Raw genomic sequence first — 15443 nt, 5'->3', positions numbered from 1 at the left:
CTTGGCCTCATGCTTCGTGAGATCCACTCGGCCGACGAGCTGCTCGCCCATCTGCAGGACGGCGGAACCGTCAGCGGTCTGCGGCTGCAGGGCGTCGACCTCGCCAGCGCTGCCGGCGAGGCGTTGATCGCTCTGCCGAACCGCTTCGACGGTCTCGTCGTGCTCGGCGGCCACGTGCCGGCGTCCACGGCCCGGACGTTGACCGACCGCGGCGCCATCCTGTTTCCCAGCGATCCGCACCTGCCGATCGACCCCTACCGCGCGCGTCTCTACTCCGCCGGCGAGCTCTATGCTGGCCTCGAGCGCGGCTACGAACACACCCCTGACGCGCAGGCGTATCGCTGGTCGCGTGACTGCCGCGTGGCGCATGACGCCTATGCGGGCGCCATGCGCGGGCTGCACGACGAGTCGATGCGCGACGCCCTGCACGAGAGCCTCGAGGGCCGACGAACCGTCGGCATCATGGGTGGTCACGCGATGGGACGCACGAGTACCGCGTACGCCGAGATCGCCCGGTTGGCGCGCGATCTCGCCGACGGCGGCCACGTCGTCCTGACCGGCGGCGGGCCCGGCGCGATGGAGGCTGCGAACCTCGGCGCGGCTGACCGCGTCGGCGGCCTCGACGCGGCGCTGGAGTGCCTGGCGGGCGTTGAGTCGTTCCGTCCGAGCATCGACGCCTGGGCGCACAGCGCTTTCGCGGCGCGGGAGCTGCTGGGCGTGGCTGATGGCGCCGGTGACGACGTGCGCAGCGTCGGCATCCCGACGTGGTTCTACGGCCACGAGCCGCCCAACGTCTTCGGCGACGTCATCGCCAAGTTCTTCTCCAACGCCCTGCGCGAGGACGGCCTGCTCGCCGGCGCCAGCGGCGGCATCATCGTCCTCGAGGGCGCCGCGGGCACCGTGCAGGAGATCTTCCAGAGCGTCACGCCGCTGTACTACGCCGCCGACGACGTGCCATTGCCGCACCTCGTCCTCGTCGGGCGCTCGCAGTGGACGGACGTCGTCCCCGTCTGGCCGGCGCTCACCGCGCTCGCGTCGGGGCGACGCTTCGCCGACCACCTCCACCTCGTCGAGACGCCCGCGGACGCGTTCGCAGTGTTGACGGGCGCCTGAGCTCATCGCAAGCCTCAGGCTTGACGCATCATCGCCCCAAACGCATCACGAATGACGCATTTGGGGCGATGATCGAGGCGAACTGCTCGCGTCAGGCCGTCTTGGCGGCGAGCTGCCCGCACGCTCCGTCGATGTCGGAGCCGCGCGTGTCGCGCACCGTCGTCGGGATGCCGCCCGCGCGTAGGCGCTCAACGAAGTTCTGCTCGACGCCCTTGCGCGACGCCGTCCACTTCGAGCCCGGCGTCGGGTTGAGCGGGATCGGGTTGACGTGCACCCACCCCTTGCCACGCGCGTTGAGCTTCTTCGCGAGCAGATCCGCGCGCCAGCCCTGGTCGTTGATGTCCTTGATGAGCGCGTACTCGATGCTGACGCGACGCCCCGTCGCCTCGAAGTAGCGATGCGCCGCATCGAGGGCCTCGTCGACGCTCCAGCGCGTGTTGATGGGCACCAGCTCGTTGCGCAGTTCGTCGTCGGGCGCGTGCAGCGACAGCGCCAGCGTCACCGGAATGCCCTCGGCCGCGAGCTTGTCGATGGCCGGCACGAGCCCGACCGTCGACATCGTCACGCCGCGAGCCGACATGCCGAGCCCCTCCGGGGCGGGCGAGACGAGCCGCTTGATCGCGTCGACCGCCTGGCGGTAGTTCGCAAGAGCCTCCCCCATGCCCATGAACACGACGTTGCTGACGCGCAGCGGCGTCTCGCGCTCGTCGTCGTCGAGGCCGGGCAGCTCGCCGGAGCGCAGCAACCGCGCGCCGGCGACGACCTGCTCGACGATCTCCGCCGTCGTGAGGTTGCGCGTCAGCCCTTCCTGCCCGGTCGCGCAGAACGGGCAGTTCATGCCGCAGCCGGCCTGGCTGGAGATGCACATCGTGACGCGGCCGGGGTAGCGCATGATGACGCTCTCGACGAGCGCGCCGTCGAACAGGCGGTGCACCTGCTTGAGCGTGTTACCGCCGTCGGCGACGAGCGTCTTGATGCTCGTCAGCAGCGTCGGCATGAGCTGCGCGACCATCTCCTCGCGCCCGTTCTTCGGCAGGTCCGTCATCTCGGCAGGGTCGGCGACGAAGCGTTCGAAGTAGTGGTTCGACAGCTGCTTGGCGCGGAACGCGGGCAGCCCGAGCTCCTTCGCGAACGCCTGACGCCCGGCGAGGTCGAAGTCCGCCAGGTGCTTCGGCGGCTTGCCGCGCCGCGGCGCGGTGAACATCAGCTGGCCCGGAACGGGACGCTTCGCCGTCGGCTCGGGCAGGTCGGTCGTGGTCGATTCGGTGGTGCTCAATGGAAGAACTCCTCGCCTCAGCTGGCGAACGCGGTGAGAACGGCCCAGGTGACGGGGGCCGCGAGAACGAGCGAGTCGAGACGGTCCATGAGACCGCCGTGACCCGGGATGAGGTTGCTCATGTCCTTGATGCCGAGATCGCGCTTGATCATCGACTCGCACAGATCGCCGACGGTGGCCGCGACGACGACGAGCGAGCCGAGCAGGATGCCGACCCAGAACGGCGCGTGCAGGATGAGGGTCACCGTCAGCACGCCGATGACGACGCAGCTCAGCCACGACCCGGCGAAGCCCTCCCACGACTTCTTGGGGCTGACGGTCGGCGCCATCGGGTGCTTGCCGAACAGCACGCCGGCGACGTAGCCGCCGATGTCACTGCCGATCGTCACGAGGATGAACGTGATGATGCGGCTGACGCCGTCATCAGCATGCAGGAGCATCATCGCGAACGACACGAGCGCCGGCACGTACAGCGCGATGAGCGCCGCCGACGCGGTGTCGGGCGCGAGGCGGTTGCTCGCCGCACCCCAGACGATGAAGACGAGGACGCTGCCGACGAGCGCCGCGAGCATCGCCGACGGCCCGAGCAGATACGCCGCGACGGGGATGACGGCCGCCGAGGCGAGCGCGGGGATCCACGGCGGGCGGAACTTGGCCGGCGGCATCGCCATGAGCAGCTCGCGCGTGCCGACGACGGACGCGGCCGTCGCGAGGACGACGAACGCCTCCTTGCGGATGAGCAGAGACGCGAGGACGAGCACGCCGAGCACGAGTGCGGCCGTGATGGCGGCCTTGAGGTCGCGCCCGGCCTTGTTCTTCTTCGCGGGGGCGGGCGCGAGCGTCTTGGACACGACCTTCGAGCCCACCCCCGGCGGGGGTGGGCTCGAAGGCTGCGCCGAAGCGGGCATGCCGAATGCGAGCGTGCGTCGAGGTCAGACCTCGAGCAGCTCGGCCTCCTTGCCCTTGAGCAGCGGGTCGACGGTGTCGACGCGCTTCTTCGTCATGGCGTCGAGGTCCTTCTCGGCGCGGGCGCCGTCGTCCTCGCCGACCTCCTTGTCCTTGACCAGCTTGTCGATGTCCTGGTTCGCCTTGCGGCGCACGTTGCGCACGCTGACGCGGCCGTTCTCGGCCTTGTCCTTGGCCATCTTGATGTAGTCCTTGCGGCGCTCCTCGGTGAGGGCGGGCAGGATGCAGCGGATCTGGTTGCCGTCGTTGCTCGGGTTGACGCCGAGGTCGGAGTCGCGCAGCGTCTTCTCGATCTCGGAGATGGCCGACTTGTCGAACGGGATGATGAGGATCGTGCGCGCCTCGGGCGTCTGGAACGACGCGAGCTGCTGCAGCGGCGTCGGCGCACCGTAGTAGTCGACCGTCAGGCGGTTGAACATCGCCGCGTTCGCACGGCCGGTGCGGATCGAGGCGAAGTCCTCCTTCGTGGCCTCGATCGCCTTGTCCATCTTCTCCTCGGCCTCGAGGAGGATCTCGTCAATATCCATGGTTTCGCTCTCGTTTCTCGGACGTTCTCGGGAACAGCCACGTTCGGCCCCGCGTCAGGACGCGGAGACCACCGTGCCAATCTTCTCACCCTGCAGGGCGCGGGTGATGTTGCCTTCACCCTCCATGCCGAACACGACCATCGGCAGCTTGTTGTCCATGCACAGGCTGAACGCTGCGGCGTCGACGATCTTGAGCCCGCGCGCCAACGCGTCGGCGTGCGTGACGACATCCAGCTTCACCGCGTCGGGGTTCTTGCGCGGGTCATCGGAGTAGACGCCGTCGACACCGTTCTTCGCGACGAGCACGGCGTCGCACTTCGTCTCGAGCGCACGCTGCGCGGAGACGGTGTCGGTCGAGAAGTACGGCATGCCCGCGCCGGCACCGAAGATGACGACGCGGCCCTTCTCCATGTGACGGATCGCACGGCGCGGGATGTACGGCTCGGCGACCTGCGTCATCTCGATGGCCGACTGCACGCGCGTGTCGATGCCCTCCTTCTCGAGGAAGTCCTGCAGCGCCAGGCAGTTCATGACGGTACCGAGCATGCCGATGTAGTCGGCACGCGCACGATCCATGCCCTTCTGCTGCAGCTCGGCACCGCGGAAGAAGTTGCCGCCACCGACGACGACCGCGACCTGGATGCCGCTGCGCACGGCCGGCGCGATCTGGCGAGCGATGCCCCGCACGACGTCGGGGTCGACGCCGACGCTGCCGCCGCCGAAGACCTCACCGGAGAGCTTGAGCAGCACTCGGTCGTACCTGGGGATCGCCGGGGAGGCGTTCACCCTCTCGCTCGCGTCGGTGTCGCTCACTTCGCCTCCTGGCGCTTCGTCGGGCATGAGTCGGCCAATCTTTTCACACTGCTGAGGGCAGCCGAAAAACTTCAGTCTGCGAGCGGAGCGTACGTCGCGCCCAGTGCTGTGTCTTGCCCGGGGGTGAGGGTGACGGCGTCGTCCTTGATCGTGGCCGCCTCGACGCAGACGAACCGCGGCCACGCGTCGTCGGGCACGTCCGCGAGCGAGGCGGTCTTCTGCTGGGCGGGGTTCCACACGACCGCATCCGGCAGATTCTCGCGCTCGATGCGGTAGATCGGCGTCCGCCCCTCCGTCCGCCCCTGGACGACGGTGATGGGCTGTTTCGGCGCCGTGACGACGACGTCGACCTCGCCGTCGAACGTCAGGTCACCCTCGACGCGTGAGCGCTCCCCGCTGGCCTGATCGAGCATCGACGCACCCGTCAGCCCTTCGACACGCACCGTGCGCACGTCGTCGACCGCGAGATACGTGTGCAGCGCTGCCTCGAACGTCAGCGGGTCTGAGCCCTCGTTGCGCACGACGAGGCGCAGCCCGAGAGCATCGCCGAACGTGATCTCGAGGGTTGCGAACAGCCCCAGCGGCCAGTGCTCGGCGCCGTCGAGCTGCGCGACCGCCTCGGGAGTGACCACGAGCGAGACGATGACCGCCTCGCCCTCCTCGCGCACCGAGTGCAGCCTCCACCGCGCCCGACGCGCCAGGCCGTGCGACGGCGACAGCCCGCCGTCACGGCCCGCACCGAACCACGGGAGACACACCGGGACGCCGCCGCGGATCGCCGTCGACGGACCCGCCTGTGCCAACGGACTCAGCCACAACAGCTCACGCCCACCACGCGGCACGAAACTCGTCACCTGACCGCCGTGCAACTGCACGACACCCGACGACCGCGGCCCTAATACCTCCAGCGCCGGCAGGCCCGAGACCCCCCTCGACGCGACGCACGCACTCCGGCAGATCCACCATGAAGCCACTCATGGACACACGCTAGTCCCTCCAGCGACGTGACGAGCCCCCACCTCACGCCGCGAGGCCCGGACGCGCTGCGCGCGATCCGGGCCTCGTCTGGCGCCATGCGGTGAGTTGAACGAGCGGTGCCAGACGCCATTCTTTCTGGCGTCTGACTTCGCGCTCACCTACGGCCGAGGCCCGGACGCGCTGCGCGCGTCTGGGCCTCAACCTCCGGTTCCCGCTCGGTCACACACCGACCTTGAACCGCGCAAAGCCCGAAACCTCCGCGCCTGCCTCATCAGCGACCTTCTTGACCGTCTTCTTCGCGTCCTTCGCGAACGGCTGCTCCAGCAGCACGTTCTCCTTGAAGTACCCGTTGACACGGCCCTCGATGATCTTCGGCAGAGCAGCCTCCGGCTTGCCCTCCTCCTTGGCCGTGGCCTCAGCGACACGACGCTCGTTCTCCACGACCTCGGCGTCGATCTCGTCGCGCGTCAGCACCGACGGGGAGAACGCGGCGATGTGCATCGCGATGTCACGAGCCGTCGCCTCGTCGCCACCCTTGAGTGCCACGAGAACACCGATCTGCGCCGGCAGGTCAGGGCTCGTCTTGTGCAGGTACGCCGTCACGTTCTCGCCCTCGAGACGCGCCACACGACGCACCTCGATCTTCTCGCCGATCGTCGCGTTGGCCTCGTCGAGAACCTCCGCGACCGTCTTGCCGCCCATGTTGCTCTTCAGCAGCGCATCGGCGTCAGCGGCCTCGACCGCGACAGCCTGGTCGAGAACCTGCTCGGCGAGGGCGATGAACTTGTCGCCCTTCGCGACGAAGTCGGTCTCGCAGTTGACCTCGACCAGCGTGCCGACTCCGTTCTCGACCTTCGCGGCGACGAGGCCGTTCGAAGCGGAACGACCCTCGCGCTTCGTCACGCCCTTGAGGCCCTTGACGCGCAGGATCTCGGTGGCCTTGGCCTTGTCGCCGTCAGCCTCGTCGAGTGCCTTCTTGACGTCCATCATGCCGGCGCCGGTAGCTTCGCGCAGCGCCTTGATGTCAGCGGCGGTGTAGTTCGCCATGAGTGTTTCGCTCCTCTGAGTCGAAAGAATGCAGGGGGTTTACGCTCCCCCGGCGCCGACACTGCCACGAGCAGTGCCGGCGCCGGGGGAAGACGTCATGAACGTCGAGCCAGTTTCTCAGGCCTGGGAGTCGGCGACCTCGGTCGCCGTCTTCTCGTCGACCTCGGCCACGGCAGCGGCCTCGTCAGCGTTCGTCGAGTCAGCGGCAGCCGTCTCGTCAGCAGCCTTCTTGATCGACGACGGACCCGTCTCGGTGTCCGTGTCAGCGGCGGCCTTCGCGCCGGCGTCGGAGGCGAGCAGCTCGCGCTCCCACTCGGCCATCGGCTCGGCGGCCGACTCGCCCGACTTGCCGGACGATCGGGCGACGAGGCCCTCGGCGACGGCGTCGGCGATCACGCGGGTGAGGATGCCGACCGAACGGATGGCGTCGTCGTTGCCCGGGATCTTGTAGTCGACCTCGTCGGGGTCGCAGTTCGTGTCGAGGATCGCGATGACCGGCAGGCCCAGCTTGCGCGCCTCGTCGACGGCGAGGTGCTCCTTCTTCGTGTCGACGATCCAGACGGCCGACGGGATCTTCGACATCTCACGGATGCCGCCGAGGACGAGCTCGAGCTTGGCCTTCTCACGCGACAGGAGCAGCAGCTCCTTCTTCGTGTAGCCGGAGCCGGCGACGTCGTCGAAGTCGAGAGCCTCGAGCTCCTTCAGGCGCGCGAGGCGCTTGCTGATCGTCTGGAAGTTCGTGAGCATGCCACCGAGCCAACGGTGGTTGATGTACGGCATGCCGACGCGGGTGGCCTGCTCGGCGATCGACTCCTGAGCCTGCTTCTTCGTGCCGACGAACAGGATCGTGCCGCCGTGGGCGACCGTCTGCTTGACGAACTCGTAGGCGTCGTTGATGTAGGTCAGCGACTGCTGGAGGTCGATGATGTAGATGCCGTTGCGCTCCGTCATGATGAAGCGCTTCATCTTCGGGTTCCAACGACGGGTCTGGTGTCCGAAGTGGACGCCGCTCTCGAGGAGCTGGCGCATGGTGACGACGGCCATGCCGAAGTCCCCTTTCATGTCGAGGTTTCAGTTCGTGCAGCCGGATTGCTGCCCTGGCGGCCCGACCATCACCCACCGTCGGCCATTCCCCTCACAGAGGTTCACGATCGACGGACCGAAGGGCGAGGGCCCGCGACGTACGCCCTGCGAGAGCAGGATGTGCGAGGCGTGAGGCCACGCGAATTCGTCTCGCGGCCCGCCCACACATCACCTCTGCTCGACCCGGCTCTCGAGACGGAACTCGAAGCCGGAGGTGCGATCAGGTGGGCGACGCGCATCAGGGCACACAAGACGTGCCTCCAGCCTACCGGCTCGAGGGGGCAACCCGAAATCGCCGCCAGGGGTCCTAGATTGGAGCGATGAGCGACTCGACGACGCCAGCACCGCAGACCTCGCCCGCGCCCCGTGCGGGCCGACGCAGCGCCATCCGCCCCGCCGGCGGGCAGACGATCTTCTCGCGCATGACGGCGCTCGCGGCCGAGACCGGCGCGCTCAACCTCGGCCAGGGCTTCCCCGACGCCGACGGCCCCGAGGCCGTGCTCGCAGCGGCCCGCCAGGCCATCGCCGACGGCGCGAACCAGTACCCGCCGGCGCGTGGTGAGCGGACGCTGCTCGAGGCGATCGCCGCGCACCAGCACCACTGGTACGGGCTGGAGGTCTCCCCCGACACCGACGTCCTCGTCACCGTCGGAGCGACGGAGGCGCTGGCGAGCGCGATCCTCGCGTTCGTCGAACTGGGCGACGAGGTCGTCGTGTTCGAACCCACCTACGACTCCTACGCCGCTGACATCGCGCGTGCCGGCGGCGTGCGGCGCACGGTGCCGCTACGTTTCCCCGACTTCGCGCTCGACGAGGACGCCCTCGCCGCGGCGTTCAGCGAGCGCACCGCGCTCGTCCTGCTCAACACGCCGCACAATCCGACCGGCAAGGTCTTCACCGCGGCGGAGTGCGCGACGATCGCCGAGCACGCCGCGCGCCACGACGCCGTCGTCATCAGCGACGAGGTGTACGAACACCTCGCGTTCGCGCCGCACGAGCACATGCCCTTCGCGAGCACCCCCGGCATGCCCGAGCGCACGCTGACGATCAGTTCGGGTGGCAAGACGTTCAGCACGACGGGGTGGAAGATCGGGTGGGTCAGTGGCCCTGCCGACCTCGTCGCCGCGGTGGCGAGCGTCAAGCAGTTCTTGACCTTTGCGAGCGGCACGCCGCTGCAGCACGGCATCGCGGCCGGGCTGTGCCTGCCCGACGCGTTCTTCGCCGAACAGCGCGCCGAGATGGCGGCCCGCAGTGCTCTGCTCGTCGACGGACTGACGCGCGCCGGGTTCGACGCCGTTGCGCCACAGGGCGGCTATTTCGTCCTCGCCGACGCGGCGCCCCTCGGCGTCGACGACGCAGCCGAGTTCGCGCTGCGCCTGCCGACGGAGGCGGGGGTCGTCGCGATTCCGGCGTCGGCGTTCTGCGACGATCCGGACGCCTCCGGCATGACGAGTGTGCTGCGCTTCGCGTTCTGCAAGCAGCGCTCCGTCATCGACGCTGCGATCGAGCGGCTTGTGGATACGTACGGCCGCAGCGCGCGAACGACGTGATCTGCAGGCCCGTCCACAGGGTCTCGGGCTGACGCCGCGGCCCCACGGCGTGTGCGCTGCAGACTGCCGACATGGCCATCCTGCGCATCGTCTCGTCCCTGCTCGCCGTGGGTTCCGCCGGCCTCGTGGGGTTCGCCGTGGTGAGCCCGTCGGTGGTGGGATCGTCGGTGGTGGGCCCCTCTGTGGTGGGCGGGGCTGAGAAACCGAGGGCCTCGATGCCCGTCCGGCCGCGGCTCACCCGGCCGAGGGTCGAACGCCCGGGCGTTGCGCCGCTGCCGCCACGACGTTCGGCACCACCGCAACCGTCGCTGGAGCCCATGGCGGTCGTCGGCACGCACCGCGGAGAGCCCATCACGCAGGCCCTCACTCAGGCGAGCGTCGACACGAGCCGGAAAGCAACCACCGCGCAAGCGCTCGCCCGACCCAGCGTCGGCGCGCTGGACGATGCGCCCAGTGCCGGGTTCGCCTGGCCGGTCACGCCGCACGAGGTCGTGCGTCGCTTCGACCCGCCGGAGGTCGTGTGGGGCGCCGGTCACCGCGGCGTCGACCTGCGCTCGTCACCGGGAGCACCCGTCGTCGCGCCCTCTGACGGGGTCGTCACCTTCAGCGGCAGTGTCGCCGGGCGCGGCGTGCTGACGATCCGTCACCCCCAGGGGTTCGACACGACCTACGAACCTGTCAGTCACCAGGTGTCCAAGGGGGCGAGCGTGCATCGCGGGGAGCACGTGGCCGATCTCGAACCCGGGCACTGCGAGCCGGCATGCCTGCACTGGGGTTACAAGGTGGGGCCGAAGAGCTACCGCGACCCGCTGACGCTCATCGCGCACCGACGCCCCGTACTTCTTCCGCCCCTGTGAGCATCTGGCCTCGTCGGCGGCGCCGACACGTCAGGGGGCTTGGGTTGGCCCCCGCGGCACCAGAGACGCGGTTTCTCGACACGCGCGCCTCACGCGCGTGGGTGGGCCTGTTCGAACCCGGCCCGGAGGCGTTCGGCGGAGACGTGGGTATAGATCTGCGTCGTCGCGAGCGAGGCATGGCCGAGGTATTCCTGGACGGTGCGCAGGTCGGCGCCGCCCTCGACGAGGTGCGTGGCGGCACTGTGTCGCAGAGCGTGCGGCGACAGCGTCGGCGCGCCGTCGACGGACGCTGTCGCGCGGTTGACGAGTTCCCGGACGATGCGTTGGTCGATCCGACGCCCCCGCACCCCGACGAACAGGGCTCGCTCCCCATCGGCCGCGAGCGCCCCACGGCACCTCAGCCACCGTTCCAGTGCCTCCCGCGCAGGCAGACCGTACGGCACCATCCGTTCCTTGCGGCCCTTGCCCATGACACGCACGAGCTGGTTCGCCTCGTCGAGCGCACTCACGTCGAGGGAGGCCAGCTCGCCCACGCGCATGCCGGAGGCGTAGAGCAGTTCGAGGACGGCGGCGTCCCGAGCCCTGACGGCGCGCTCTTCGGGACCGGCCGCAGGTGTCGGTGCTGACTGATGGGGCGAGACGGTCTCCGTCGGCGCTGCCCCTGCCTCACCCGCTTCGGAGCCGACGTCGACGGCCGCCTCAACCGACTGGCGTGTGGCGGAGCCGGCATCAGCGGCTGTTTCACCGCAGCCGCGTGCGGCGGGGACGGCCGCGGCCGCTGCCTCGTCCGCCGCATCGAGGATCGCGGCGGCCTGATCGACTCGCAACACCTCGGGCAGTGACGTCATGCGGCGCGGCGCGCTGAGTCGCACCGACGGGTCGGTCGCGATGACGCCCCTGCGGCGCGCCCAACGACAGAACGTCTTGACCGTCGACACCCGTCGAGCCAGGGTGCTGCGCGAGTTGCCCGCCTCGCTCTGCGCGGCCAGCCAGCTGCGCAGGTCGTTGAGGGTGAGGTCGGACCACGAGGCGACGTCGGCCCCCGTCAGGTGGAGGCGCAGGGACGCCAGGTCGACGGAGTAGGCACGCACCGTGTTGGTCGAACGGTCGCGTTCGGCGCTCAGGTGATCGAGGAACTGCTCGATCACCCGTTCACTCGGCCCACGTGGCTGGCTCGGTCCACTCACCCGACGAGAGTACGTCCCGCCGCGTCACACCGCTCGCAGCACACGTCGCAGGAAGCGCGCCTCGCCCCTGGTCCCGCGCCGGGGGCGTTCCCACGAACGACCGCGAAAGTGGCGTTCGCGATCCCCTGGTGCTGTGTGGGTGGGCGATCCGTTCACGCCTTGCGCCACCCTCCGTCCTCACGCGCTGCCAGACCGGCTGCGAGCAGCTCCCCGAGGGCTGAGACGACCTCGCGCTCCGGGCGTCCCGCGGTGCGCGCCACCCGTTCCAGGGAGGTCGGCTCACGCAGCGGCAGCGCGTCCCAGACCAGGCGCGCCCGCGGGCCGACGGCGTCCTCGGGCCGCGCGAGCACGGGCAGCGTGTCACGTGTCGTGGCGCGCGGGCCGTAGGAGCCGACGAGTTCCATGACGTCCTCCGCCCCGGTGACGAGCACGGCGACTCCGTCACGCACGAGCTCGTGGCAGCCGGCGCTCGCCGCTGACGTGACCGGGCCGGGCACCGCGCCGACGACGCGGTTGAGTTCCTCCGCTCGCCGGGCCGTGCTGAGCGATCCGGAACGCAGCCCCGCTTCGACGACGACCGTCCCGGGAGCTAGCGCGGCGATGAGCCGGTTGCGATGAAGGAAACGCTGGCGCATCGGCGCGAATCCCAGGGGCATCTCGCTGACGATGACGCCGCGCTCCCTGACGCGCGCGAACAGTTCTTCGTGCGCCGTGGGATACACGCGATCCACGCCTCCCGCGACGACGCAGACGGTGTCGGCGTCTCCGGCGAGCGCCCCGCGGTGCGCCGCGGCGTCGATGCCGAAGGCTCCCCCGGACACGACGCTCACCCCGTGCGCGCCGACGCCCAGCGCGATCTGCGCCGCGATCCGCTGCCCGTAGTGCGTCGCGGCGCGCGCCCCGACGAGCGCGACGGAACGTTCTGCGGCGCAGGCGAGATCCCCCTCCCCGATGACGAAGAGTGCGTGCGGCGTCTCGGGTAGCTCGTCGAGCCCGGTGGGCCACTCCTCGTCGCCGGGTACGAGCACCCGCGCTCCCACAACGTCGAGGCGCCGGCGTTGCTCGTCGAGGTCGAGGGCGCGTAGCCGCGTCGTGAAGTTCTCCCATTTGTCAGGGGATTCCTCGACGGCGGAGAGCGCCTCCTCGTGCCCGAGGGCGTCGACGAGGGCGTGAGCCTTGGGATCGCGCGGTTCCGCGATGTGGGCCCACACGAGGCGCGCCGCCCGCTCGCCCGCACTCATGGCCGGGGCCGGCGCATCGTCGCGCGCCCCCGCTCGATCCGCTCGCGCAGCCGCGTGGGCAGGGCCGGGATCGAGGCAGGCCCCCGGGGTTGTCGACTCGGTGATGGAGAACAACGCCCCGCCCAGGGGCGCGGCGCGCCGGGTTTGGGGATCGAGCATCGAGGCATCGAGCGTCGCAGCGCCGAACGCCGAGATGCCGTCGTCGGGAACAGGGTCGAGATCGGTCATGACTCGGGGTGTCCTTCTCTGAGGGTGAGGGCCGTGAAGACGTCCTCACGGGTGGGGCGGTTCGCTCCACGCAGGTCGCACAGCGTCCACGCGAGCCGCAGGATGCGGTCGTAGCCACGCAACGTCAGGGAACCGGTGTCGAGCGCCTGGTCGAGCACCGCGATGTCGCCCGCCTCGAGCGCCCAGGGTGACGAACGCAGCACGGCGCCCGGAACCTGAGCGTTGAGGCGGTGCCCGAGCGGCGCCCATCGGGCGGCGGATCGCTCGCGCACCTCGAGGACCCGGTCGGCGACGCTCGCGCTCGCTTCCCCCGGCCCGGCCGCGAGGTCGCTGCGGGTGACCGCGTTGACCTGGAGGTGGACGTCGATGCGATCGAGCAGCGGGCCGGACAGTCGTTTGAGGTAGGTGCGGCGCGCCTTCGACGTGCACGTGCAGGCCGCGCCGCGGCCGATGTAGTGCCCGCAGGGGCACGGGTTGCTCGCAAGCACGAGCTGGAAGCGGCACGGATAGCGCACGACCTGCTCCGACCGCGCGATCGTCACGCTGCCGCGTTCGAGTGGCTGGCGCAGGCTGTCGAGCACCTCGCGACGAAACTCGGGGGCCTCGTCGAGGAAGAGGACGCCGGCGTGTGCCTGCGTCACCGCCCCAGGCCGTGGGCGCCCTGGCCCACCGCCGATGAGGGCGGGCATCGTCGTGCCGTGGTGCGGCGCGACGAACGGAGGTTTCTCGACGAGCGGCCCGCCGCGGAAGACGCCCATGACGGACTGGATGCTCGTCACGGCCATCGCCTCCTCCCGCGTCAGGGGCGGCAGGATGCCCGGCAGCCGGCTCGCGAGCAGCGTCTTGCCAGCACCGGGCGGCCCGATGAGCGAGACGTTGTGCCCGCCGGCCGCCGCCACCTCGAGGGCGGTTCGCGCCTCGTACTGGCCGACGACGTCGCGCATGTCGTCGCTGGGCGGGGCCTCGACGTCGTCGTCGGCGGGCTCCGGCCAGGGCAGGTCGAGAGTGCGTCCTTCGGCCCTGACTCGGTGGAACGCCACGACGTCCGACAGCGAGCGCACCGGGTGGATTCTCAGCCCCCACACGAGAGCGGCCTCGGCCGCGTTCGCCGTCGGCACGATCACCTCCCGCTGCCCGGCCTCCAACGCCGCGAGGCAGGCCGGGAGCACACCGTGGACGGGCCGCACCGTGCCGTCCATCCCCAACTCACCGATGTGCATGACGCCGGCCGCCTCGGCAGGACCCACCTGCCGGGTCGCGGCGAGCACGGCCACACCGATCGCGAGGTCGAGCCCGGCACCGGCCTTGGGCAGCGACGCGGGCGCGAGGTTGATCGTCAGGCGCGTGTCCGGAAAGGCGAGCTCCGACTGGATCATCGCCGAGCGCAAACGGTTCGGCGACTGCGAGATCGCCGTGTCCGGCATCCCGGAGATGATGACGCGGGGCAACCCCTGCCCGACGCTCACCTCGACGTCGACGACGGTGCCCTCGATGCCGGAGACGGCGACGCCCTTCGTCATCCCGAAGCTCACAGGATCACCCGCCGACGATGGTCGACGCGGACGCCGGTGGCCAGCACGTCGACGCCGATGACGTCGATGCGCACCGCGGCGGCGGACACCTCGCGCTCGCGGAGCCACAGGCAGGCCAGGCGGCGCAGACGCAGGTGCTTCTCGTGCGTCACCGCCTCGACCGCGGGCCCGAAGCGTTGCGAACGTCGCGTCTTCACCTCGACGACGACGATCTCGCGCCCGTCACGCGCGACGACGTCGATCTCACCCTCGCTGCATCGCCAGTTCGTCTCGAGGATCTCGTAGCCGAGCGAGGCGAGGTAGGCACAGGCATGACGCTCGCCCTGCGCACCGAGCGTGCGCCGCGGGTCCGGCGGTGATGCGGCGCCCGTCGAGGGGGTCGAACGGGCCGCCGCCCCGGCCGGGGCCTCTCGCGTGGGTCGCGCCCGCCCGGCAGGTGGGGCGAGTTCGTGCTCGGTCGTGGTGCTCCCGGCGCGTGGCCGCGTCGAATTGTCGGTCATGGTGACCACCTCCGCACCCCAGCGAAGCGGGTGCGGGCACCTCAGCGCTCGTCGCCGGAGGCCACCCTGTGGAACAGGGGTGCAGCACGGTCCGATCAGCCCCTGCAGCCGTCACCGTCCCCAGGAGCGAGATGCGCCAGGCCGCCGACCCGCCCGTCGACACCGGCGCCACGCGAGCGGCGGCGCACAGCGCGAGCGCCATAGGGTCCAGGCCGGGCGGTTCAGTTCGTGAAGCCCGGCCCGTCGGGGATCTCGAGGTCGTTCTTGGCGAGTTCTTCGACGTTGACGTCCTTGAACGTCACGACGCGCACGTTCTTGACGAACCGCGCAGGGCGGTAGATGTCCCACACCCAGGCGTCCTGCATCGTCACGTCGAAGAACACGTCGGCGCCCTCACCGCGCACCGTCATGTCGACGGCGTTGCAGAGGTAGAAACGTCGCTCGGTCTCCACGACGTAGCGGAACAGGCCGACGACGTCGCGATATTCGCGGTACAGCGCCAGTTCCTGCTCGTTCTCGTACTGTTCGAGATCCTCCGCACTCAT

The 15443-nt window shown here is 70.1% G+C and carries 15 protein-coding genes; 3 read left to right on the top strand and 12 right to left on the bottom strand.

From position 1 onward, the window contains the following. The first annotated feature begins 9 nt into the window (after nt 1-9). Nucleotides 10-1113 (top strand): LOG family protein, encoded by a 1104-nt coding sequence (locus AC1RS9_RS03905; RefSeq protein WP_473956926.1) that lies wholly within the window; start codon nt 10-12, stop codon nt 1111-1113. Nucleotides 1114-1204: 91 nt separating this feature from the next. On the opposite strand, the gene rlmN is transcribed toward AC1RS9_RS03905, so the two are convergent. The 7 genes from rlmN to rpsB form a co-directional block, all read right to left on the bottom strand. Beyond that, entirely contained in the window at nt 1205-2317 is a 1113-nt protein-coding gene (gene rlmN, locus AC1RS9_RS03900) for a dual-specificity RNA methyltransferase RlmN (protein ID WP_492920667.1), read from the bottom strand. Between the two features lie 89 nt (nt 2318-2406). After that, nucleotides 2407-3240, bottom strand: coding sequence for a phosphatidate cytidylyltransferase (locus AC1RS9_RS03895; protein WP_286697235.1), 834 nt, complete (start codon nt 3238-3240; stop codon nt 2407-2409). Nucleotides 3241-3321: 81 nt separating this feature from the next. Next, nucleotides 3322-3882, bottom strand: a complete 561-nt coding sequence (gene frr, locus AC1RS9_RS03890; RefSeq protein ID WP_474916178.1) for a ribosome recycling factor — start codon at nt 3880-3882, stop codon at nt 3322-3324. A gap of 54 nt (nt 3883-3936) precedes the next feature. Continuing rightward, a complete protein-coding gene (gene pyrH, locus AC1RS9_RS03885) occupies nt 3937-4695 on the bottom strand; it encodes a UMP kinase (protein WP_006944885.1) in 759 nt (252 codons plus the stop codon). A gap of 71 nt (nt 4696-4766) precedes the next feature. Then, nucleotides 4767-5570, bottom strand: coding sequence for a D-hexose-6-phosphate mutarotase (locus tag AC1RS9_RS03880; protein WP_062256716.1), 804 nt, complete (start codon nt 5568-5570; stop codon nt 4767-4769). A 322-nt stretch (nt 5571-5892) separates the two neighbouring features. Beyond that, nucleotides 5893-6720 carry a translation elongation factor Ts gene (tsf, locus tag AC1RS9_RS03875; RefSeq protein WP_038568786.1) on the bottom strand — a complete coding sequence of 276 codons (828 nt, stop codon included), beginning with the start codon at nt 6718-6720 and terminating at the stop codon, nt 5893-5895. A 117-nt stretch (nt 6721-6837) separates the two neighbouring features. Beyond that, nucleotides 6838-7764, bottom strand: coding sequence for a 30S ribosomal protein S2 (rpsB, locus tag AC1RS9_RS03870; protein ID WP_062256714.1), 927 nt, complete (start codon nt 7762-7764; stop codon nt 6838-6840). A 359-nt stretch (nt 7765-8123) separates the two neighbouring features. On the opposite strand from rpsB, the gene AC1RS9_RS03865 reads away from it, so the two are divergent. Beyond that, the gene (locus AC1RS9_RS03865; RefSeq protein ID WP_074039824.1) at nt 8124-9353 is read left to right on the top strand and encodes an aminotransferase class I/II-fold pyridoxal phosphate-dependent enzyme; all 1230 of its coding nucleotides are present in this window, start codon (nt 8124-8126) and stop codon (nt 9351-9353) included. A gap of 317 nt (nt 9354-9670) precedes the next feature. Further along, nucleotides 9671-10210: a M23 family metallopeptidase gene (locus AC1RS9_RS03860; protein WP_006944892.1), complete on the top strand. Its 540-nt coding sequence runs from the start codon at nt 9671-9673 to the stop codon at nt 10208-10210. A gap of 89 nt (nt 10211-10299) precedes the next feature. Here AC1RS9_RS03860 and AC1RS9_RS03855 read toward each other — a convergent pair whose 3' ends face one another. The 5 genes from AC1RS9_RS03855 to AC1RS9_RS03835 form a co-directional block, all read right to left on the bottom strand. Then, nucleotides 10300-11358 (bottom strand): tyrosine recombinase XerC, encoded by a 1059-nt coding sequence (locus AC1RS9_RS03855; protein WP_115297195.1) that lies wholly within the window; start codon nt 11356-11358, stop codon nt 10300-10302. A 191-nt stretch (nt 11359-11549) separates the two neighbouring features. Further along, nucleotides 11550-12866, bottom strand: a complete 1317-nt coding sequence (dprA, locus tag AC1RS9_RS03850; protein ID WP_208065349.1) for a DNA-processing protein DprA — start codon at nt 12864-12866, stop codon at nt 11550-11552. After that, the gene (locus AC1RS9_RS03845; protein WP_492920571.1) at nt 12863-14386 is read right to left on the bottom strand and encodes a YifB family Mg chelatase-like AAA ATPase; all 1524 of its coding nucleotides are present in this window, start codon (nt 14384-14386) and stop codon (nt 12863-12865) included. The genes dprA and AC1RS9_RS03845 overlap by 4 nt, the downstream gene beginning before the upstream one ends. An 8-nt stretch (nt 14387-14394) precedes the next feature. Beyond that, nucleotides 14395-14898, bottom strand: a complete 504-nt coding sequence (locus tag AC1RS9_RS03840; protein ID WP_082740568.1) for a YraN family protein — start codon at nt 14896-14898, stop codon at nt 14395-14397. 221 nt (nt 14899-15119) lie between these two features. Continuing rightward, the gene (locus AC1RS9_RS03835) at nt 15120-15443 is read right to left on the bottom strand and encodes a DUF2469 domain-containing protein (protein WP_006944864.1); all 324 of its coding nucleotides are present in this window, start codon (nt 15441-15443) and stop codon (nt 15120-15122) included.

Source organism: Dermacoccus sp. MPR-E5 (assembly GCF_058809565.1).
Note: the sequence above shows the minus strand (reverse complement) of the source record. Positions and strands in the feature narration are given on the sequence as shown.